General features: G+C 71.3%; 16 protein-coding genes. 9 read left to right on the top strand and 7 right to left on the bottom strand.

Annotation, left to right across the window (positions count from 1 at the left end; translation table 11 throughout):
• The first annotated feature begins 115 nt into the window (after positions 1 to 115).
• A complete protein-coding gene (gene bdeA, locus QSK25_RS20850; RefSeq protein ID WP_285640745.1) occupies positions 116 to 955 on the top strand; it encodes a bis(hydroxyethyl) terephthalate hydrolase in 840 nt (279 codons plus the stop codon).
• Positions 956 to 1,014: 59 nt separating this feature from the next.
• Here bdeA and QSK25_RS20855 read toward each other — a convergent pair whose 3' ends face one another.
• On the bottom strand, positions 1,015 to 2,184 hold the full coding sequence (locus tag QSK25_RS20855; RefSeq protein ID WP_285640460.1) for a helix-turn-helix domain-containing protein: 1,170 nt from the start codon (positions 2,182 to 2,184) through the stop codon (positions 1,015 to 1,017).
• A 97-nt stretch (positions 2,185 to 2,281) separates the two neighbouring features.
• On the opposite strand from QSK25_RS20855, the gene QSK25_RS20860 reads away from it, so the two are divergent.
• Positions 2,282 to 4,078 (top strand): NAD(P)/FAD-dependent oxidoreductase, encoded by a 1,797-nt coding sequence (locus QSK25_RS20860; protein WP_285640462.1) that lies wholly within the window; start codon positions 2,282 to 2,284, stop codon positions 4,076 to 4,078.
• A 48-nt stretch (positions 4,079 to 4,126) separates the two neighbouring features.
• Here QSK25_RS20860 and QSK25_RS20865 read toward each other — a convergent pair whose 3' ends face one another.
• Both QSK25_RS20865 and QSK25_RS20870 read right to left on the bottom strand, forming a co-directional pair.
• A complete protein-coding gene (locus QSK25_RS20865) occupies positions 4,127 to 7,714 on the bottom strand; it encodes a S8 family peptidase (protein ID WP_285640464.1) in 3,588 nt (1,195 codons plus the stop codon).
• A 79-nt stretch (positions 7,715 to 7,793) separates the two neighbouring features.
• On the bottom strand, positions 7,794 to 9,671 hold the full coding sequence (locus tag QSK25_RS20870) for an acyltransferase family protein (protein WP_285640466.1): 1,878 nt from the start codon (positions 9,669 to 9,671) through the stop codon (positions 7,794 to 7,796).
• Between the two features lie 247 nt (positions 9,672 to 9,918).
• Between QSK25_RS20870 and QSK25_RS20875 the strand changes: the two genes are divergently transcribed.
• The 3 genes from QSK25_RS20875 to QSK25_RS20885 all read left to right on the top strand — a co-directional run bounded on the left by QSK25_RS20875 (position 9,919) and on the right by QSK25_RS20885 (position 12,402).
• Positions 9,919 to 10,428 (top strand): ribosomal eL19 family protein, encoded by a 510-nt coding sequence (locus QSK25_RS20875; RefSeq protein ID WP_285640467.1) that lies wholly within the window; start codon positions 9,919 to 9,921, stop codon positions 10,426 to 10,428.
• A gap of 105 nt (positions 10,429 to 10,533) precedes the next feature.
• On the top strand, positions 10,534 to 11,037 hold the full coding sequence (locus tag QSK25_RS20880; RefSeq protein ID WP_285640468.1) for a CBS domain-containing protein: 504 nt from the start codon (positions 10,534 to 10,536) through the stop codon (positions 11,035 to 11,037).
• An 81-nt stretch (positions 11,038 to 11,118) separates the two neighbouring features.
• Positions 11,119 to 12,402: an ArsB/NhaD family transporter gene (locus QSK25_RS20885; protein ID WP_285640469.1), complete on the top strand. Its 1,284-nt coding sequence runs from the start codon at positions 11,119 to 11,121 to the stop codon at positions 12,400 to 12,402.
• Here the strand turns inward: QSK25_RS20885 and QSK25_RS20890 are convergent.
• Positions 12,378 to 13,595 (bottom strand): MFS transporter, encoded by a 1,218-nt coding sequence (locus QSK25_RS20890; protein ID WP_285640471.1) that lies wholly within the window; start codon positions 13,593 to 13,595, stop codon positions 12,378 to 12,380. The genes QSK25_RS20885 and QSK25_RS20890 overlap by 25 nt on opposite strands.
• Positions 13,585 to 14,550: a helix-turn-helix transcriptional regulator gene (locus tag QSK25_RS20895; protein WP_285640473.1), complete on the bottom strand. Its 966-nt coding sequence runs from the start codon at positions 14,548 to 14,550 to the stop codon at positions 13,585 to 13,587. The genes QSK25_RS20890 and QSK25_RS20895 overlap by 11 nt, the downstream gene beginning before the upstream one ends.
• A gap of 91 nt (positions 14,551 to 14,641) precedes the next feature.
• Here QSK25_RS20895 and QSK25_RS20900 point away from each other — a divergent pair, with 91 nt between their 5' ends.
• The 3 genes from QSK25_RS20900 (at position 14,642) to QSK25_RS20910 (ending at position 18,415) form a co-directional block, all read left to right on the top strand.
• On the top strand, positions 14,642 to 15,037 hold the full coding sequence (locus QSK25_RS20900) for a RidA family protein (protein WP_285640746.1): 396 nt from the start codon (positions 14,642 to 14,644) through the stop codon (positions 15,035 to 15,037).
• A gap of 94 nt (positions 15,038 to 15,131) precedes the next feature.
• On the top strand, positions 15,132 to 17,915 hold the full coding sequence (locus QSK25_RS20905) for a BTAD domain-containing putative transcriptional regulator (RefSeq protein WP_285640475.1): 2,784 nt from the start codon (positions 15,132 to 15,134) through the stop codon (positions 17,913 to 17,915).
• 62 nt (positions 17,916 to 17,977) lie between these two features.
• Complete coding sequence (locus QSK25_RS20910) at positions 17,978 to 18,415, top strand: hypothetical protein (protein ID WP_285640476.1); 438 nt, start codon at positions 17,978 to 17,980, stop codon at positions 18,413 to 18,415.
• Between the two features lie 47 nt (positions 18,416 to 18,462).
• Here QSK25_RS20910 and QSK25_RS20915 read toward each other — a convergent pair whose 3' ends face one another.
• Both QSK25_RS20915 and QSK25_RS20920 read right to left on the bottom strand, forming a co-directional pair.
• The gene (locus QSK25_RS20915; protein ID WP_285640477.1) at positions 18,463 to 19,077 is read right to left on the bottom strand and encodes an ester cyclase; all 615 of its coding nucleotides are present in this window, start codon (positions 19,075 to 19,077) and stop codon (positions 18,463 to 18,465) included.
• A gap of 82 nt (positions 19,078 to 19,159) precedes the next feature.
• Positions 19,160 to 19,942, bottom strand: a complete 783-nt coding sequence (locus tag QSK25_RS20920; RefSeq protein WP_285640478.1) for a PaaX family transcriptional regulator — start codon at positions 19,940 to 19,942, stop codon at positions 19,160 to 19,162.
• Positions 19,943 to 20,008: 66 nt separating this feature from the next.
• Between QSK25_RS20920 and QSK25_RS20925 the strand changes: the two genes are divergently transcribed.
• Entirely contained in the window at positions 20,009 to 20,887 is an 879-nt protein-coding gene (locus tag QSK25_RS20925; protein WP_285640479.1) for an SDR family NAD(P)-dependent oxidoreductase, read from the top strand.
• Positions 20,888 to 20,890: the final 3 nt, after the last annotated feature.

Genomic DNA, 20,890 nt, shown 5'->3' on the forward strand with positions numbered 1-20,890 from the left:
GTTCACCGAGACCGGTGGTTGCACCGATGCGCACCCCTCGTCCGGGGTTGCAGGGTCGAGACCGTTCCCCCGTTCCCTGCCGAATGAGGTGTACAACGCCGTGCAACTCCGCACCCTGCTCCCCGCAGCGCTGTCCGTGGCACTCCTGAGCGGCGGCACGTTCGCCCAGGCCGCCGAAAACCCGTACGAACGAGGCCCCGCCCCCACGAACTCGAGCATCGAGGCCTCCCGAGGCCCGTTCGCCGTCTCGGAGACCTCGGTCTCGTCCCTGGTGACCGGCTTCGGCGGCGGCACCATCTACTACCCGACCAGCACCGCGTCCGGCACGTTCGGCGCCGTCGCCGTCTCCCCCGGCTACACCGGCACCCAGTCGAGCATCTCCTGGCTGGGCCCGCGCCTCGCGTCCCAGGGCTTCGTCGTCTTCACCATCGACACCAACACGATCTACGACCAGCCCGACAGCCGCGCCTCCCAACTGCTCGCGGCCCTCGACTACCTGACCCAGCAGAGCAGCGTCCGCAGCCGCATCGACACCTCGCGACTGGGCGTCATGGGCCACTCGATGGGCGGCGGGGGCACCCTGCGCGCCGCCAGCCAGCGCCCGTCCCTGCAGGCCGCCATCCCGCTGACCGGCTGGCACACCACGAAGAACTGGTCGTCGGTCCGCGTCCCGACCCTCGTGATCGGCGCCGAGAGCGACTCCATCGCCCCGGTCTCCTCGCACTCCGAGCCGTTCTACACCAGCCTGCCGTCCACTTTGGACAAGGCGTACCTGGAGCTCAACAACGCCTCGCACTTCGCCCCGAACACGTCCAACACGACGATCGCGAAGTACAGCATCTCGTGGCTCAAGCGCTTCATCGACAACGACACCCGCTACGAGCAGTTCCTCTGCCCGGCGCCGGGACGCAGCACGCTGATCGAGGAGTACCGGGACACCTGCCCGCACTCCTAGGTCCGCACGAGCACGGGTCGCGGCGTCCACCGAGCACGGGGCGCCGCGACCCGATCCGGCTACTCGACGACCGACATCCGCACGTCGCTCGACAATCGGTAAGGCCGCGTCTGCACCAACGCCCCGAGCAGCCGCCGCAACCGCGACACCTCCGCCCGCACCGTGACGACGTGCTCGGCGTCCCCGTACAGCGCGTTGCTCAACGCCTCGGCGGACAGCCCCACCCGTCCGGCCCGGTGCAGCAACACCAGGATCTCCGCGTGCCGGCGCGTCACCGTCCGCCGCCACTCCGCGTCACCGCCGGCCAGCCGGACCTGCGGAGTGCCCGTGAGGTCCAGTTCGAGGCGAACGGCCCGGTCCGCCGAGCAGGGCCGGATCACCCAGCCGCCGGCCAGCCGCTCCGGCGTGCAGGCTCCGAGGCCGGGCACCGCGAGGGGAAGCCCCGCCACCGGAGCCGCGATGCGTTCCCCGACGGCCACCCCGTGCGCCGCGGCCACCCAGCCGTGGTCGTCGACGACCAGCGAAGGCCCGGTGAGCAGAACGGCGGAACGCAGCCGTTCGAGCCGTTCCCGGTGGTAGCGCCACAGCCGCGACTCGGCCAGCATGCGCCCGGTCTCCACCAGCGCCCCGATCGCCGGGTGCAGGGTCAACGCCGGGCCGCTCACGTCGATCACCCCGAGCAACGCTCCGGTGCGCGGGTCGTGGACCGGGGTCGCCGTGCAGTACCAGGGGTGCTGGCCCTGCTCGAAGTGCTCCCCCGCCAGCAACTCCACCGGCGCGGCCTCGGCCAGCGCGGTCCCGATGGCGTTGGTGCCGACCCGGCGCTCGGTCCAGTCGGCGCCCTCGAAGAACCCCAGTGCGTCGGCTCGGCGGCGGACGGCCGGGGTGCCGGAGCGCCACAGGATGACGCCCTCGTGGTCGGTGACGACCAGCAGGAGTTGGGAGGCGTCGGCCAGCCCGCCCACGACCGAGCGCAGGTCTGGGACGACCTCGCGCAAAGGCGATTCCTCCTGGCGACGGGCGATCTCGGTTTCGCTGAGCCAGTCGCGGGTGTTGACGCCGTCCGCCCTCAGGCCCAGGTCCAGGACCCGGTTCCAGGAGCGGGACACCAGGGCTCGCGGGCGCAGGACGGAGCGACTGCCCGCGATGACCGCGTCGTGCATGCGCACGAGTTCGCGGGCATACGTGGGCAGGTGCTGACCGGGCGGCACTGCCCTGGGCACGCTCACCGGTCGAGCATGACCCAGGCGTGCAATCCGGTGCAACGGTTTCGCCGAGGCGCGGCGAGGAGGTGAATCGGGGCAGGACGAGCGATGAGGAGCGGCGATGACGCAGACCGTGGAACGCACGGCGCAGGCCCGCGTGGATGCCTGGCTCGAACAGTTCGAGGCCGCACTGAAAGCGAGGGACGTCGACGCCGCCGCAGGCCTGTTCGCGACCGACAGCTACTGGCGTGATCTGGTCGCCTTCACCTGGAACATCAAGACCGTCGAGGGCCGCGAGGGCGTCGCGGACCTCCTCAGCGCGTGCCTCGACGGCACCGACCCGGCGCGGTTCCGCACCACCGAGACGCCGACGGAGGCGGACGGCGTCGTCGAGGCGTGGCTCGAGTTCGAGACGGCGGCCGGGCGGTGTCGCGGGCACCTGCGGCTCAACGACGAGGGCGCGTGGACGTTGCTGACGAGCCTCTACGAGTTGAAGGGGTTCGAGGAGCGCAAGAAGGACACGCGGCCCAAGGGCGTGCGGCACGGGGTGATCGAGGACCGCCTCTCCTGGGCCGAGGAACGCGAGCGCGAGCAGGCCGAACTCGGGTACGAGCGGCAGCCGTACGTCGTGGTGATCGGCGGCGGGCAGGGCGGCATCGCGCTGGGTGCACGGCTGCGGCAGCTCGGGGTGCCCGCGCTGGTGCTGGAGCGCAACGACCGGGCCGGCGACTCGTGGCGCAAGCGGTACAAGAGCCTCTGCCTGCACGACCCCGTCTGGTACGACCACCTGCCGTACCTCCCGTTCCCCGACAACTGGCCGGTGTTCGCGCCCAAGGACAAGATCGCGGACTGGCTGGAGATGTACACCCGCGTGATGGAGGTGCCGTACTGGACCCGCAGCGAGGTCAAGGAGGCCTCCTACGACGGTACGCAGTGGACGGTACGAGTCGTTCGCGACGGTGAAGAGATCACGCTGAGCCCCAAGCAACTCGTGTTCGCGACGGGCATGTCCGGCAAGGCGAACATCCCCGCGTTCCCCGGCGCGGACGTCTTCGAGGGCGACCAGCACCACTCGTCACAGCACCCCGGACCCGAGAAGTACGCCGGGCGCAAGGCCGTCGTCATCGGCTCGAACAACTCCGCTCACGACATCTGCGCGGCCCTGTGGGAACACGGCGCGGACGTCACGATGGTGCAGCGCTCGTCGACGCACATCGTGCGCTCGGACTCGTTGATGGACATCGCCCTGGGCGACCTCTACTCCGAACGGGCCGTGGCCGCCGGCGTCACGACCGACCGCGCCGACACGATCTTCGCCTCCCTGCCCTACCGGATCCTGCCGCAGTTCCAGATCCCGGTGTACCAGCAGATCAAGGAACGCGACGCGGACTTCTACGCACGCCTGGAGAAGGCGGGCTTCGACCTCGACTGGGGCGACGACGACTCGGGGCTGTTCCTCAAGTACCTGCGCCGCGGCTCCGGCTACTACATCGACGTGGGCGCCTCGGAACTCGTGGCCGACGGCAAGATCAAGCTCGTCCGCGGCCAGGTCGACCGGCTCACGAAGAACGCCGTGGTGCTCGCCGACGGCACCGAACTGGAGGCGGACCTCGTCGTCTACGCCACCGGCTACGGCTCGATGAACGGCTGGGTCGCCGACCTCGCGGGCCAGGAGATGGCCGACCGCGTCGGCAAGTGCTGGGGCCTCGGCTCCGGTACCACCAAGGACCCCGGCCCGTGGGAGGGCGAGCAGCGCAACATGTGGAAGCCGACCCAGCAGCCCGGCCTGTGGTTCCACGGCGGCAACCTGCACCAGTCGCGCTACTACTCGCTCTTCCTGGCGCTGCAGCTGAAAGCACGCTTCGAGGGCCTCCCGACGCCGGTCTACGGCCTGCAGGAGGTGCACCACCTCAGCTAGAGCTCGCAGATCCGGGGTGCCCCGCCCCCGAGCGGGGCACCCCGGTTCCTACCTGACCGCGTAGGCCTTGGTGATCGTCTCCGTCACCGAGTTGCCCAGCAGGTCGACCGCCTTGGCCCGCAACGACGCGAAGCCCGCCGGTCCGGCCGGGATCTCCAGCCTGCCGCCGCCGGAGACCTTGACCCGCTGCCACGAAGCGCCGTCGTCGAACGACACCTCGACCTCGATCGACCGCGCCCTGGCCGGAGCGACGCCGGGCTGGTGCGCGACGGACACCGTGCCACGCACCGGACCATGCGCGGTGTTGTGGTCGTCGAGTTCCAGCGCGTACCGGATGTCGAGCAACGGCAACGCCGCCCGTTCGTCGGTGCCGGACCGCGTGTGGAACCTCCACTCCGACCGCACCTTCGGTGACAGCGCGGGTGACATGTTGCCCGTCGGCCGCGAAGCCTCCGCGGTGAGCGTCATCCAGCCGGGTCCGGCGGGCACGTCGTACGAGCCGAGCGCCGGACGGTCACCGCGCGCGATCTCCTTGCCGTCCTTGGACAACACGGTCGTGCCGGTGTTCGAGGGGTTGTACGAGCTCATCGTGCCGGGGTCGCTGTCGGCGAACATGGGCACCATCAACGAGATCCGGTCGCCCTTGCGGTACGCCCACGGGATCGGCTTGCCGTCGTCGCGCGAGACCGGCTGCGTGGTGAGCTCCGGCCCGAACGGCGCCGCGAACACCCGCGACGTCCGCTTCTCGCCCGCCCGCAACGGCTCCGGCGACGTGATCTCGATGTAGCCGAGATCCCCGTTGTCCAGGAACGATCCCGAGTCGAACAGCGTCACGCCCGCACCGGGGCTGACGTAGTCGGTGCGGCGCTGCGGCCATTTCGACTCCACGTCGGCACCGGCGCGCATACCGCCGAGCGTCCACGAAGCGCTGCCGAACCGGTAGGTGCCGGCCGGCATCGTGTCGACGAGCCTGCGTTCGAACCGGCCGAGGCGTGCCTTCGAGTACCGGAAGGCGTGCCCGCCGGGCAGGCCCTCGACCTCCTCCGCGAGGAAGTACGCGACCGGGCTGTTGGGACGCACCGACATCGTGGCTTCGACACTCCGCTGCGCCATCAGCTCCTGGATCCTGCGCAACTCGGCCGAGTTGAAGACGAGGCCCAGTGGCAGCACGGGTTCCACGCCGGAACCGTCCGGGCGCGTGGAGGTGAAGTGCGACAGCACGGCCAGCGCGCCACGTGCCTCGAGCAGTTCGATGCCCGCGGCCACCTGCCCGTCCGGTGGGAACGCCGGGTCGTCCCAGTTCTTCGGCGCGATCACGGCGATGGCACCGGAGACGTCACCGGCCGCGTCGATCGAGGCTTTGTCCGCCTCGCCGACCCCCACCAGCCTGCCCGTGTACGTGCCGGAGAAGTCGCGCGCCCACGGGAAGTACGTCTCGCCGATCTCGAACCCGCCGGTGCCGGCGACGGTCGTCAACGCCCACGGGTGGTTGAAGTAGCTCAGGTTCGTGAGCGACAGGCCGCGCATCGCCGGTGCGGCGACGCTGTGGAGCCGGGCGCCTTCCCTCGGCACGCCGCCGCCGCGCACGATGGCCGCCGCCTCCATAGGTCCCGCCTCGTCGGGGTCCGAGACGAGGCCGAACCCGCCGCCGAGCTGCGCCCGCGCGTCGGGGTCGTCCACGCCGACGGTGACGGGCTTGCCCGACTTCGTGTCCACCTCGACGGTCGTGTCGTTCACGACGTCCGCGCGCTGCACGAACATCGTGTCACCGCCCACCAGGTCACCGATGTAGCCGAGCACCCGGTACTGACCGCGCGGCACGGTGAGGCTCACCTCCTCCGTGTCGGTGAACGCCTGGTAGCCCTGTCCCGTGCGCTCGTCCTGCACGATCACCAGCGTCTGGAACGGCGTGCCCGACCTCGTCGGCACCTTGACCGTCAGCGTCCGGCGCTCGGCGTTGAACTGCCCTGTCACCGGCGTCGTCAGCACCACGTCACCGGCCCGCGCGAGGAACGCTCCGCTGACCTCGCCCGGCGGCCGGTCACCGGGACGCGCGACCAGCTCGACCGTCGTCGACCCGCCCGCGGGGACGGTGACCGACTCGGCCACGGTGAAGAGCGCGTTGTGATTGGTGTCGAGCTCCAGTGCCAACGTGACCGGTGTGGTGCCGGAGTTGACGTACTTGAGGGTCCGCCTGGTCTCGGCGGACCCGTAGGTCGCACCGAACCCGGCCAGGCCTTCGACCCGCACCCGCTGCGCTACGGCCCTGGCGACGTCGAGCCTGCCCGCGCCCTGCGCGAGCGTGGAGATGCCCGGCAGCCGTTTCGACGACCCGACCAGCGCGTTCTTGATCTGGTCGCCGGTCCAGTCCGGGTGCTGCTGCGCCAGGATCGCGGCGGCACCGGCGACGTGCGGTGACGACATCGAGGTGCCGGAGACCTGCGCGTAGCTCGCGCCCACCGCGTACTCGTCCCACGTCCCGGCGGCGCGCGCGGCGACGATGTCCGTGCCCGGTGCCGCGATCTCCGGCTTCAGGCCGAAGTCACCACGGCGCGGGCCCTGACTGGAGGTGCCGTTGAGCTGGTCCCTCTTGTCGACGTTCGCCACGGTCAGCGCGCGGTCCGCGGCGCCGGGCGAGCCGACGGACTCGCGCACCCCGTTGTTGCCCGCGGCCACGACGAACAGCGTGCCGCTCGACGCGGACAGCTCGTCCAGCGTCTGGGACATCAGGTCCTGGCCGTCGCCGATGCCACCGCCGAGGCTCATGTTGACGACGTCGGCGCCCTGCTCCACGGCCCACCTCATACCGTTGACGACCCAGTCCTCGCGACCGCCGAACTGGCCGAGGACCTTGCCCACCAACAACCTCGCGCCCGGAGCGACGCCCTGGTAACGGCCCTGTGAGGCGGCGCCGCTGCCGGCGATGGTGCTGGCGACATGCGTGCCGTGGCCGTCGGTGTCCTGCACACCCTCGCCGGTGAAGTCGGCGGAACCGTCCACAACGGACTTCAGGTCGGGATGTGCCTGGTCGTAGCCGGAGTCGAGCACGGCGACCTTCACGCCGTCACCGCGGAACCCGGCCTGCCACGCGGCGGGCGCGCCGATCTGCTTCACGCTCTCGTCGAGCGACGCGCGCACCCGGCCGTTCAGCCAGATCTTCTCGGGTGCGGCGAGACGAGCGACACCGCGATCGCGCCACCGTTGAGCGGCTTCGGCCTTCGGGACGTAGACGGCGTTGACGGCCGCGGTGGTCAGCGCACGGGCGGCGGTGCCGGTGACGATCGTCGGCACGGTCGGTTCGGTGCGGTCGTCGTAGCCCTGCTGGACGAGCCCGGTGACGTCGAACAGCCGCGGGTCGAGCCGGCCGGCCTGGAGGTCCGCGACCGCGTCCTGCGGCACGACGTGGTCATGACCGCCCAGCCGGTAGCGCCACGCGCGCAGCTGCTCTCGGCCCTTGGCCATGCGCACGTTCGCGACCTGGTCGCCCGTGACGTCGACCTGGTCACCGGTGATCAGTGTGACCGTGCCGGGTGTGCCCGCCGCCTGCGGCACAGCGGCGTCAGCCGACGCGGGCGTGGCCGCGGTGAGCGAGACGAGGAGCGCGGCGGACAGTGCCGCGCTTCGTTTTCTGTACATGGGCCTCGAAACTAGGGCGCCCGAATCGTCCTGTCCGCGATCTTCATGACCTCTTCACAACAACCGGGAAATTCACGGATCACGCTCCGGTGACCGCGTCGAGCGCCGCCTCGACGGCGTCCGACATCGAGCGCATGTACGTGGCGCTCACGTGGTTGTCGTCGAAGTTGACCAGCAGGTCGCCGATCACCGGCGGGCACTGCAGTTCGGTGCAGAGCTGGTCGCTGAAGTCCACGAACGAGACGTTGCCCGGCACGTCGAGCAACGCGTAAGGCGGTGTGGGCGCCAGCAACTCGGCTCTGGGCGCGCCGCACCGGTCGGCGGCGCCGTGCACCTGGACGCAGTCGAGGACCGAGAAGGCGTAGCGCGGGTTGTCCCGCACCGCGATCACCGGGATCTGCTCGGCGTCGAGCTGCCGCCAGCGTTCGACGAACCCGGGAGGCGTCACCTCGGTCAGCCCGACCTGGACGTCACGGCTCGCCAGCGTGAACACGAAATCCGGACGCAGCGCGATGATCTCGTCCGCCGCGTTGTTCCCGAACCGCACGCACGACTCGTCGTCCGGGTACTTCTCCGACCGCGTGGAGAACGGGCACGCGGACCTGAGCATGGTGATCAGCTGCCAGTTCCGGCGCTCGGCGATCGGCGTGAACGCCGCCAGGTACTGCTGGACGTGCGAGTCGCCGACCAGCACGATCCGTTTGGCCGGAGTTCCTTCGACGGGCCCGTAGCAGACGTCGAGTTCCGGCTGCGGCGTCTCGCAGTGCTGTCCTTCGAGCCCCGCGAAGTCGGTGGCCGCGACCTGCGCGGCGACCTCGCGCGGCCCGGCCGGCTGGATCACCAGCGCTGCCGTGAGCAGAGCGGTGAGCAGGGCTGCCGTGATCGTGCGGGCGCGCCACCCCGACCGGCGCACGGGTTCCTCGACGAGGTGGTGCGTGGCCGCCGCGAGCAGCAGCGACACACCGATGATCGCGACGCCGCCGGCCGGTCCGACGTCGGTGCGGCCGCGCAGCACGAGCCAGCAGATGAGCACCGGCCAGTGCCACAGGTAGAGCGCGTAGCTGAGATCTCCCAGGTACCGCAACGGTTCGCTGGCCAGCAGCCGATCCGCGCCGACCCTGCTGCCCGACGTCCCGGCCGTGATCACCGCGGCGGCACAGGCCGTCGGCCACAAGGCGAGGAACCCGGGGAAGCCCGCGCCGACGTCCAGCACCATCCCGCACACCACGAGCCCGAGCAGCCCGGCCCACCCGAGCACCGTCCTCACCGGACCCGCGAGGTCGATCTTCGCCACCGCGATCGCCAGCAGGCCGCCGAACGCGAACTCCCACAGGCGCGTCGCCGTGTGGAAGTAGGCGAGCGGCTGGTCCACCGCGGTGAGCCACACCGAGAAACCGAACGACAGCACGAAAACCGCGCCGAGCACTCGGGTGAGGTTCCGCCGGAGCAGGGTCACCACCAGCACCAGCAACGGCCACAACAGGTAGAACTGCCCCTGGATCGACAACGACCAGAAGTGCTGCACCACACTCGCCTGCGCGTTCTGCGCGTAGTAGTCGGTGGAGTCCATCGTCAGCTGCCAGTTCTCCACGAACAACGCCGACGCGACGATCTCGCGCACCGTCTGCGCCCACCGGATCTCCGGCAACCACCAGGCGGCGACGGCCAGCGTCACCCCGAGCACCACGAACGCGGCGGGCAGCAGCCGCTTCGCCATCCGGCTCCACACGACCCGCAGGTCGAGCCGTCCCCGGCCGGTCGCCCGCACGAGCTGCCCCGTCACGAGGAACCCGGAGATCAGGAAGAACACGTCCACGCCACCGGAGACCCGGCCCAGCCACACGTGGTAGACCACCACGAGCAACGCGGCGACCGCGCGCAGACCCTGCAGTTCCGGGCGATAGGTCCGCTCCGGCGCCGAGGCGCGCGCCGTCGCGAGGTGATCACTGGCCAGCACGCCTGCGAGGCTGACGACTCACCCCCGCCCGCGTACATCCGTGGCAGCACCCATATCGGCTCTGCACGGTGCGCCGGGACGGACAGAAGTTGAGCAACCGGACGGATCGCCCGCGGGCTCACCTGCGGGAGATCGTGGGAGACGAGCCCCGAACCCCGGGGAATCCCGCCCACCGGAAGGCGAACTCCTGCCGAACCGAAGCACCACACCGACTGTCCCCCGTCCGCGACAGCCGTTGGGAGGCGCCGTGGTCCGCACCGACCGCCCCAGCCCAGTCCGCCACTCCCGCCACCTCGCCGCCGCGCCGACCCGCAGCGTCGCCGCACCTTCCCAGCCCGCCGCCGTGTCCACCCGCCGCGGCACCGCACCTTCCCACCTCACCACCGCGCCCACCCGCCGCGTCGCCGCACCTTCCCAGCTCGCCGCCGCGCCCACCCTCACCACCGCGCCCACCCGCCGCGTCGCTGCCCGCACGGGCCGCCTGGGCCGCCCCGCCGTCGCCCGCCTCCGCCGCGCGGCAGCCCGCACGGGCCTCCCCGCCCGCGTCCGCCGCACCGCGGCCCGCACCAACCGCCCCGCCGGCCTCACCACCCAGCGCGCGACCTCCCCGGCCCCGCAGCGCGGCCGCCCCCTCCCCTGGGTCTTCCTCGGCGTCGCCCTGGCCCTCCTGATAGCCGGCATCACCGCACCTCAGGCGGTTCTCGTCGGCGCGGGCCTGATCGTCGCGGGCCTCATCGGCCTGGGCTACGGCCGCTGATCTCCTACATGTCCGGAACATCCGAAATGGGTGTTGAACCCGATGGTTCCGGCACGCCGTCCCGCACAGACTTCCACCACGACCTGGCTGGAGACGGGAGGCGTCATGTCCACAGCGGGACTCGCCGGACACACCGAACGGGCTGATGCCATGCAGGCACGCGACATCGCCATCAACGTCCCGACCGTGACGGTCGACGACCCGATCACCAAGGCGGTGCGGGTCATGGCGGTCAACAGGCTGCCGGGACTGATCGTGGTGGACGACCGCGCGCGGCCGTGGACCGTGCTGCCCGGCACGCAGGTGCTGCGGCTCGCGGTGCCGCAGTCCTACCAGGACGATCCGGCGCTCTGCCGGGTCGTCGACGAGAGCAGCGCCGACCTGTTCTGGATGGAACTCTCCGACCGCACGGTCGGCGACGTGGCACCGCACCAACGCGCCAAACCCGCGACCGTGCGGGCGAACGCGACGTTGCTGGAGGTCGCGGCCCTGATGGCGCGCCAGCACAGTCCGCTGGTGGCCGTGGTCGACGACGCGGGAGCACTCGTCGGCGCGATCACCCTCGACCGGCTCATCACCTCGCTCGCTGTCTACAGCGGCGAGGACTGAAACCCCACCTGACCATCGTCCCCGTCACCGCCGGCGTGCTGAACTCGCGCCGGCGGTGACACCCATCGGGTTGGGAGATCCGTGAGCGCCGCACTCGCCCTGACGATCTTCCTCGTCGCGTACTTCTTCATCGCCACGGAGAAGGCGAACAAGGTACTGGTCGTCCTCGTGGCCGCGGGGCTGATGGCCGTGTTCGGCCTGGTCCCGGGTTCCGATGTGTTCTTCTCCGAGCACGAGGGCATCGACTGGAACGTCATCTTCCTGCTGTTCGGCATGATGATCATCGTCGGGATCGTCAAGCAGACCGGCGTGTTCGACTACCTCGCCATCTGGGCGGCCAAACGCGCACGAGGACGTCCGTACCGGCTGATGGTCATGCTGATGATCATCACCGCCATCGCCTCGCCGTTCCTCGACAACGTCACCACGATCATGCTGGTCGCCCCGGTGACGATCGTGGTGTGCAACCGGCTGCGCATCGCCGCGCAGCCGTACCTGATCGCCGAGGTGCTCGCGTCCAACATCGGTGGCGCGGCCACGTTGATCGGTGACCCGCCGAACATCATCATCGGCAGCCGGGCCGGACTGTCGTTCATGGACTTCCTGGTGCACATGGCACCGATCGTCGCGGTCGTGTTCATCGTGTTCGTGCTGCTGACGAAGGTGTTGTTCCGCAAGTCGTTCCAGTACAACGCCGAGCACGTCGAGTCGGTGATGGCGTTGCAGGAACGGCGCGCGATCACTGATCCCGCGATGCTGCGGCGGTGCCTGATCGTGTTCACCGGTGTGGTGCTCGGGTTCGGCCTGCACTCGGTGCTGCACCTCGACCCGGCGATCGTCGCGCTGGTCGGCGCGGGCGTGATGCTGCTGGTGACGCGCGCCGACGTGAACGACGTGCTGGCCGAGGTCGAGTGGCCGACGCTGACGTTCTTCATGGGCCTGTTCGTGATGGTGGCGGGCCTGGTGCACACGGGCGTCATCGAGACCATCGGCACGTGGGCGGTCTCCGCGTTCGGCGACAACCACTTCGCGGCCGCCTCGGCGTTGCTGTTCGGGTCCAGCGTGCTCGGCGCGTTCTTCGACAACATCCCTTACGTCGCAACGATGGCGCCGGTCGTCGAGGGCATGGTGGCGGGGATCCCCGACGCCGCCACGGGTCAGGCGCTGTGGTGGGCGTTCGCACTCGGCGCGGACTTCGGCGGCAACGGCACGGCGGTCGCCGCGAGCGCCAACGTCGTCGCGCTCGGCATCGCGGCCCGCGCGGGCCACAAGATCACGTTCTGGCAGTTCACCCGCTACGGCATCGTCGTGACGCTGGTGAGCACCGCGATGGCGTGGGTCTACGTGTGGTTGCGGTACTTCTGACCGCGCAGCACGGGTGAGGCCCAGGCCCACACCACCCCGGCGAGGAACACCGCGAGCCCGGCGGCCAGCCCGGCTCGCGGATCGCCGGAGGCGACCGACACGACACCGGCGAGGGCCGCGCCGAGGGGCTGGCCGAGGCCCCACGCGATCATCCGGGCCGTCGTGTTGACCCGCGACTGCAACTCGTCCGGGCACACCTGCTGCCGGTAGGTGATCCCGTTGATCACCACGATGGCCCCCGTGACGCCCCAGGCCGTCGCCGTCACGCAGAGCACCAGCCAATGCGGGCTCAGCAGCACGAACACCCCGCCGAGCAACGAAAGGGGCAACGCCGCCAGCGCCACCCGCGCGTTGCCCCAGCGCTCCGAGATCTTCGGCAGCAACCGGGACGCGATGATCGCGCCCAGCCCCCAGCAGGTGAACAGCGCCGACAGCCGCACGTCGCCCTTCGGTGCCACGCCGAGGACCTGGTCGGCGAACGGCACCAGCACCGCCATCCACGCGCCGGACGCCACCGAGTGCGTGGCGCCGACGAGCGTGAGCAGCCGGATGACCGGCTCGCGCCACATGAACCGCAGCCCCTCGCGCACGTCCGCGACGAGCTGCCCCGCCCCCTCGACCCTGCGCGGGGTCGCCATGCTGCTCGTGATGCCCCGCAACAACATCACCGCGCCCACCCCGGTGAGCGCGTTCACCGCCAGCAGCGCCGCCGGGGACACGACCGCCACGAGCAACCCGGTCAGCCCGGGCACCACGAGTTCGACCGCGGTCGTGCGCCCGAAGAGCGTCGAGTAGGCGGCGGTGAGCTTCTCCTTGCCCACCAACGCGGGCAGCGCCCCGAAGTTCGCGGCGCTGAAGAACACGAACGCCGTCTGCGTCGCGAACCCCGCCGCGACCACGTGCGGCGCGGTGAGCACGTCCGCGAGCCACGCCAGCGGCACGCTCAGCAGCACGACGGCGACGGTCAGCTCCGACGTCACCATCATCTTCCGGCGGTCGAGCCGGTCGGCGAGCGCACCGGCGGGCAACCCGAACACCAGGTACGGCAACGCCTCCGCGGCCGTGACCGCGGAGGTCCACCCCGCCGAGCCCGTCAGCTGGTAGACGAGCACCGGTAGCGCGACGACGGCCACGACCGCGCCGATGCCCGACAGCACGCGGGAGTGCAGGTACCTGCTGAAGTCAGCGTTCATCGAGTTCCTCGTAGCGCGCCGCGATCCGCAACGCCCGTTCCCTCAGCGCGGCCCGCAACCACCGCGGCGCCAGCACCTCCACTCCGGCCGACAGCCGCCACACCGCCCACTCGGCGTGCCGCGCGTCCTGAAACGCGACCTCCAGCACGCCGGACTCCTCGGCGAGCACGGCCACCACCGTTCCCAGCAGCTCGTCCCGCCGTTCCGGAGCCACCCTCAGCCGGACGACGACCTGATCTTCGCCGGCGCGGAACCGCGTGCTCCGCTCCTGCCAGGCCTGGCCGAGATCGACGCGGTCGGGTCTGACCGCGGGTTCGTCCAACTCCTGCGCCGCGACGATCCGCGACAACCGGTACGTCCGGTCCGCGCCGTCCCGCGTGGCCAGCAGATATCCCTGCTCCCGCACGGTCACCAGCCCGATCGGATCCACCGTCCGCCACCGTGGTTCGGTGTTCTCGGCCGCGTACCGGATCCGCAGCCGCCGCCCGGCGAACACCGCGCGCCGGACCTCCGCCACGACCTCGTCCGGCAGCTCCTCCTCGACGGCACGCCGGGCCAGCAGGTCGATCGCGGGGTCGATCAGCAACCGCTCGGCCGCCCCCGCCGCCGTCTGCCGGTAGCTCTCCGGCAACGCGTCCACGACCTTCAACATGGCCGACGCCAGCGCCGACCCGAGCCCGAACACCTGCGCGCCCCGCCGCGATCCCGCGACCAGCAACGCGAGCGCCTCGTCGTGGTTCAGCCCGGTCAGCTCCGTCCGGAAGCCGGGCAGCAACGCGAACCCGCCGTGCCGCCCGCGTTCGGCGTAGACCGGCACCCCCGCCGCCGACAACGCCTCGACGTCGCGCAACACCGTCCGGTTCGACACCTCGAGCTCACGGGCCAGCGCCGTCGCCGACAGCCGTCCGTGCCGCCGCAGCAGCAGGACCAGCGAAACCAGTCGGTCGGCACGCATGCGCGAACCCTACGGGAATACGTGACACAGGATGTCGTGTATTCGTTGCGAGGCTACGGCGGTCCCCCAAGAAGAAGGAGCCGTTGTGGCAGTGGAACGAACGCCGGTCAACCCGTGGCCGTGGTCGGCGCAGCTGGGCTACCACCAGGGCGAGGTCGTCACCGGCCAGACCCGCACGCTGTACTGCGCCGGGCAGACCGCGATGAACGCCGAGGGCAAGCCCGAGCACACCGGCGACATGGCAGCGCAGGTGTCGCTGAGCCTCGACAACCTCGAGGCGGTGCTGGCCGAGGCCGGCATGTCGCTCGCGAACCTGGTGCGGCTGAACGTCTACACGACCGACGTCGACGTGCTGTTCCAGCACTACGGGGTGCTGGCCGCCCGGCTCGGGCAGGCCCGCGTCTCACCGCCGACCACGATGCTGGGCGTGAGCAGGCTGGCCCTGCCGGAGTTGATGGTCGAAATGGAGGCGACGGCGGTGGCGTGACACCCCGGCCCGGGCACACCGTCCCGAGGAGCCCGGAACCCCACCCGATTGAGACGGGTGATCTCGGTATCTTCCAGGCGGGGGGGTGGTCCGCGTGGACTTTCGCGTGCTCGGGCCGTTGCAGGTGTGGGACGGGGGAACGAGGCTCGCTCTGCCGGGCAGCAGGCACCAGCGGGTGCTGGCCGCGCTGCTGCTGACACCGAACGCCGTGGTGACGATCGGCAGGCTGGTCGAGGCGACCTGGGACGGCGAACCACCCGCCACCGCCACCAAGCAGGTCCAGAACTGCGTCTCCGCGCTGCGCGACCGCCTCGGCGACACCGGCCAGCGGATCATCGTGACCGACGGTCCCGGTTACCGCGTCGTGGTCGGCGAGGACGACCTCGACCTGCTGCGCTTCACCGCCTTGGTGGCGCGGGCGCGGCAGGCCGGGGAACGCGGTGCCGCGCGCGAGGCCGTGACCGAGATGCGGGCGGCGTTGCGGCTGTGGCGCGGACCGGCGCTCAGCGGGCTGGGCGCGAGTGCGCTCGACGGCCGGGCCGCGCGGCTGGACGAACAGCGGCTGGACGCGTTCGAGGCCTGCGTCGACTGGCAGCTCGCGCTGGGCCAGCACCGGCAGGTCGTCGACGAGCTGGCCGAGGTCGCCGCCGAGAACCCCTTGCGGGAGCGGGTGCACGGGCAGCTGATGCTCGCCCTCGACCGCTGCGAACGGCAGGCCGACGCGCTGCTGGTGTTCGAGAGGCTGCGGACGACCCTGGCGGAGGAGCTCGGCCTCGACCCCGGCCAGGAGATCCGGGACCTGCACGAACGCGTGCTGCGCGGTGAGACGCGACCTCCCGCGCGCCCTGCGGACGCCGACGGGTTCGCGAGGCCCGGCGAACTCGACCGGGCCGCGGCGGAACTCGCGGCGGCGATCGGCAGGCAGTGGACGGCCGAGGTCGAGCTCCGGTCGCTCGACCGGCCGCGTCCCGTGCCGCTGACGTGGGCGAGCACCGCGCGGGAGGTGGCCGCCGCGGCCTCGTCGGTGCTGGGCACGCGGCCGGGCGAGGTGCCGGAACGGCTGGAGCTGAGCGGTGACCTCACCGACGTCGTCGAGTCGTTGCGCAAGATCCCGGCACGTCAGCTCGTGGTGCTCGGCGAGCCGGGAGCGGGCAAGTCGGTGCTGGCGATCCTGCTGACGCTCGGGCTGCTCGCGGACCCCCGGCCGGGTGAACCGGTGCCGGTGCTGTTGTCCCTGACGTCGTGGAACCCGCATACCGAGCACCTGCACGCGTGGCTGGCCCGCCGGTTGGTCGAGGAGCACCCCGGACTCGGCAACGCCGGCACGTACGGGCGGGACGCGGCGTTGCGGCTGGTGCTCGAGGGGCGGGTCATGCCGGTGCTCGACGGCCTCGACGAGACGCCGCCGGGCCTGCACACGGCCGCGATCGACGCCATCGACAGGGCCGTCGCGGGTGGACGGCCACTCGTGCTGACCTGCCGGGGCGACGAGTACGAGGCGGCGGTGCGGGAGGAGGGCGCGTTCCTGCTCCGTGCCGCCGTGGTGGAGATCGAACCCGTGCGCGCGCAGGACGCGATCGACTTCCTCACCGCGCGACGGCGGACCGGCGAGACGCGGTGGCAGCCGGTGGTGCAGGCGCTGCGGCGGGAACCTTCGAGCGCGCTCGCGCGGGCGTTGCGCACGCCGTTGATGGTCGACCTGGCCCAGACCGCCTACCGCGATCCCGCGAGCGATCCCGGCGAGCTGTGCGACACCACGCGGTTCCCCGACCGGGCGGCGGTCGAACGGCACCTGCTCGACGCGTACCTGCCCGCCGTCTACAGCGACCGCCCGGTTCCGCCCGGCAGCGCCACCCGAGCGCGCCACTACGACCTCACCGACGCACGGCGCTGGCTCGGTTTCCTCGCCCGCCACCTGGGCGGCACGCACGACTTCGCCTGGTGGCGGCTCGACCGCGCGGTGCCGCCGACGATCGCGGGCCTGCTGCTGGGACTGCCGCCCGCGGTGCTGTTCACGCTCACCGGCTGGTTCGCGGCCGGCCCCGCGATCGGGGTCGTCTACGGCGTCTCGTTCGGCGCCGCCGGGTTCATCACGCACCGGGCGATGCGCCGGCCGGGTCCGCTGCGGGTCGAGGCGAGGTTCGCGGGCACCGCGGCCGGGTTCGCCCGGCGGTTCGCCATCGGCGCGGTGATCGGGGTCAGCCTCGGGTTCGGCTGGTCCCTCCCGGTGTGGGTGGCCTGCCTGATCTCGGCGGTGTTCGGCCTGGCCGTCGGGGTGCACGTGTGGCTCGACACCCCGCTCGACGCGAACCGCGTCTCCAGCCCCGGCACCGTGCTGCGCGACGACCGCAGGGCGGCGCTCTCCCTGACCGCGTCGTTCGCGGTGTCGCTCAGCCTGTTCTTCACGCTGGCGCTGCTGCTGACCCCGGACGATCCCACGACCGAGATCCTGAACGGCCGCTTCGACGTGGTCCTGGGCGTGGCGGGCGGGCTGGCCGCGGGTCTGCTCGGCTGGTTCCTGATCCCCCGTCCCGGCGGTCTCGCCTACGCCGTCGCGGGTGCGCTCATCGGAGGCCAGGTCTTCGAACCGACCCGCAGCGTCGCGCAGGCGTGCCTCGCGGGCGGGCTGTTCGGGCTCTCGGTGGGGCTGAGCGTCTGGTTCGCCAGGGCGTCCGGATCGCTCGGTCCCGCGGTCTGCTGGCTCGCCGCGAGGGGCCGCGTTCCGTGGCGGTTCCTGACGTTCCTCGACGACGCCCACCGCCGCGGCGTGCTCCGGCAGGTCGGCGCGGTCTACCAGTTCCGGCACGTCCGGCTCCAGGAACGGCTCGCCCAGCCGCAGGTCAGCGGTGGTGAGGACGGAACGAGGACGAAACGGTGACGGCGGCTGCGCGTCATGGAGACGGCCGGCAGGGGGTCGGCCAGTGGAGAGGAACAACCTTGATGCGCATCCTGAAACGAGCCGGACTCGCCCTGGGGGCCGCGGCGCTGCTCGCCGCCACGACCGCGGGAACGGCCAGCGCGGCGCCGTCCTCGTTCGACGTCGTGGTGAAGCACAGCTCCGGCGTGATCGTCGGCCGGCTCACCGGCACCATCGCGTGGTCGTCGTCCGGGAGGACGGTCATGCTCACGAACCAGTACCTGTCGGTCAAGTCCGGCGAGTGCGTGGAGGGCGCCTTCGCCGGTTACCAGGGCAACACGCGGGTGGCCGGCCCGGCCACGCTGGACCCGCAGTGCGCCAGCACGCCCGTCGGGGACGTCTCCCTGGGCACGACCGTCGCGGGTGGCATCCACCAGGCCAACATCCAGCTGATCGACCACGAACACCGGAACAAGGCCTCCGTCGCCTGCCGCAGGACCGCCTCGGTCTGCACGTCCTGACAGGTGACGCGCCCGTGGTGCCGGTGCACCACGGGCGCGTCCGTCCGTCAGCCGAGGCCGATCTGCGCGTAGAACGCCTGGTTGTCCCAGAACAGGAACTCCTCGTCCATCGTGCCGCGCCGGTTCCACAGCCCGATCGTGGCCATGTTGATCGCGTACTTCCTGCCGGTCGGTGCGATGAACCCGCCCTTCCCGTCCGGCATCGGCCGCGTGAACGTGCCCAGCATGACGCCCGCCACCGCCGTCAGCCCACCGTTCGCGACCCGCAGGTAGTGCGACTCGATGCGGGTGTCGGGCGCCCACACGAAGAGCGCCTTGAGGTCCTCGACGTGCTTGTCGATGCCGTCGGTGTAGTGGCCGTCGGGCCAGTGCACGCGGATGTTGCGGGCGTGGCTCTCTCCCAGCCGCGCCCACTTCTCGTGGCTGAAGACGTCGAAGTCGAGTTCGTCGAACGTCCTGAGGTTCTCGCGTTCCTCCCTGGTCAGGTCCTTGGCCGGCGGCGGGTTCGGCACCGGCGTGGTGGCCGGGTCGGGCAGGGGCGTCCACGGCGAGTAGCCCGCCGGGGCCGCTGCTTCGGCGACGCCACCGGTGACGGCGGCCAGCGCCATCGCACCGAACGCGGCGGTGCTGCCCTGCGTGATGAGCGAACGACGGTTGAGCATCTCGGACACCTTCCACTGGACTGGTGCCCGAGAGCATTGCACTAACTTCTAGTTAGCGCTATCCCCTGGTTTGCGCTGTGAGCTAGCTAGCAGCGATCGACTCGATGACGCCCTCCGCGATCGGGGTGGCGGTTTCGGCGTAGCGGGTGGCGAGGGCCTGGAACAGCTGCTCGGCCTCGATCGCCGGCCAGTCGCGGTCCAGCAGTTCGGCGGGCAGGTGCGGGTCCTGGCGGACGAGGTCGAGCCAGTCGCAGTGCAGCAGGAGCTGGCGGGCGAGGTCGTCCGGCGCGTCGAGCGGATTGCGCCAGCGGGCGAGGAAGTCCTGGTAGCGGGCACCGATCGCGGCCGTGTCGAACGCGCGGCGCGCCAGGTCGGAGGCTTCGGTCGGCTTCGCGTGCTGCGCGGTGAAGACCGTGACGTTCTCCGCGAGCGACTCGACCAGCGCGGTGACGTCGCGGGTGCCCGGCGCGATCCACAGGCCGTTCTGCACCGGTCCGAAGCCCGCCCACTGCAGCTGCGAGCGCAGGTCGTGCCGTTCGCCGCGGCGCCCCTCCGGCAGCGAGAACCCGACGAGCGTCCAGGTGCCGTCCCAGTCCCGGTTCACCGCGCCGCGCTGCCAGATGCGCTGCTCGCCGTCGCGCAGGACCTCCGTGGCGCGCGGCGTCAGTCCGAAGTAGACCTTGCGGCCGTTGCGGTGCTTGGCGAGCAGGCCGCGCGAGGTCATCCGGGTCAGCGTCGAGCGGACGGCCTCCTCCGAGACGTCCACGCGCGCGAACACGTCGATCACGCTGCCCGAGTAGACCGCGATGTCGCGGCCGAACACGTACAGACCCAGGAAGTTGAGCATCAAGGACTGGGGCGTCACGCTGCTCACGATACATGTTGGGCAACATCTAGACGAGCGTCACGATAGTGCCCTACTTTGGGTGCCATGATGCTGTCGGGAAAGGTCGCGATCGTCACCGGAGCCGGGCGCGGGCTGGGCCGGGCGTACGCGGAAGCGTTGGCGCGCAACGGGGCCGGCGTCGTCGTCAACGACGTGGACGAGTCGGTCACCGAACTCGCCGAGCAGATCGGGGGCGTGGCGGTGATCGCGCCGGTCGGGCCCGCCTCGACCGCCGACCGCCTCGTCGCGGCCGCCGTCGAGGAGTTCGGGCGGCTCGACGTGCTGGTCACCAACGCGGGAATCCTGCGCGACCGGGTGCTGTGGAAGATGAGCGACGACGACTTCGACGCCGTGATCGACGTACACCTGCGCGGCACGTTCACCTGCGCCCGCGCGGCGGCGGTCCGGATGCGCGAGCAGGGCACCGGCGGCAGTCTCGTGCTGGTCTCCTCCCCCGCCGGTCAGCGCGGCAACTTCGGGCAGACCAACTACGCGGCCGCGAAGGCCGGAATCGCCGCCATGGCGAGGACCTGGGCGTTGGAGCTCGCCCGCTCCGACATCGCCGTGAACGCGATCGTGCCGGTCGCCGCGACCGAGATGACCAGGACGATCCCCGCTTTCGCGCCGCTGATCGAGGAGTCCGAACGGACCGGGGAGCCGTTGCCGGCGTGGCTGCGGCGCGACGAGGGTCTCGGCACGGTCGAGGACGCCGCCTCGTTGATCGTCTACCTGGCCTCGGACGCGGCGAAAGGTGTGACCGGGCAGGCGATCGGCATCGGCGGCGACCGGCTCGCGCTCTGGTCGCACCCCGCCGAGAAGCAGGTCCAGTTCGCCGACGGCGGCTGGACCGCCGACGGGATCGCGGCGGGCTTCGCGGAGTTCGAGCCCGAGCCCTACGGCATCCCGGCACCGGTGGCGCCGTGAACG

It is taken from the genome of Lentzea sp. NBRC 102530, assembly GCF_030269365.1.
Lineage (GTDB): Bacteria > Actinomycetota > Actinomycetes > Mycobacteriales > Pseudonocardiaceae > Lentzea.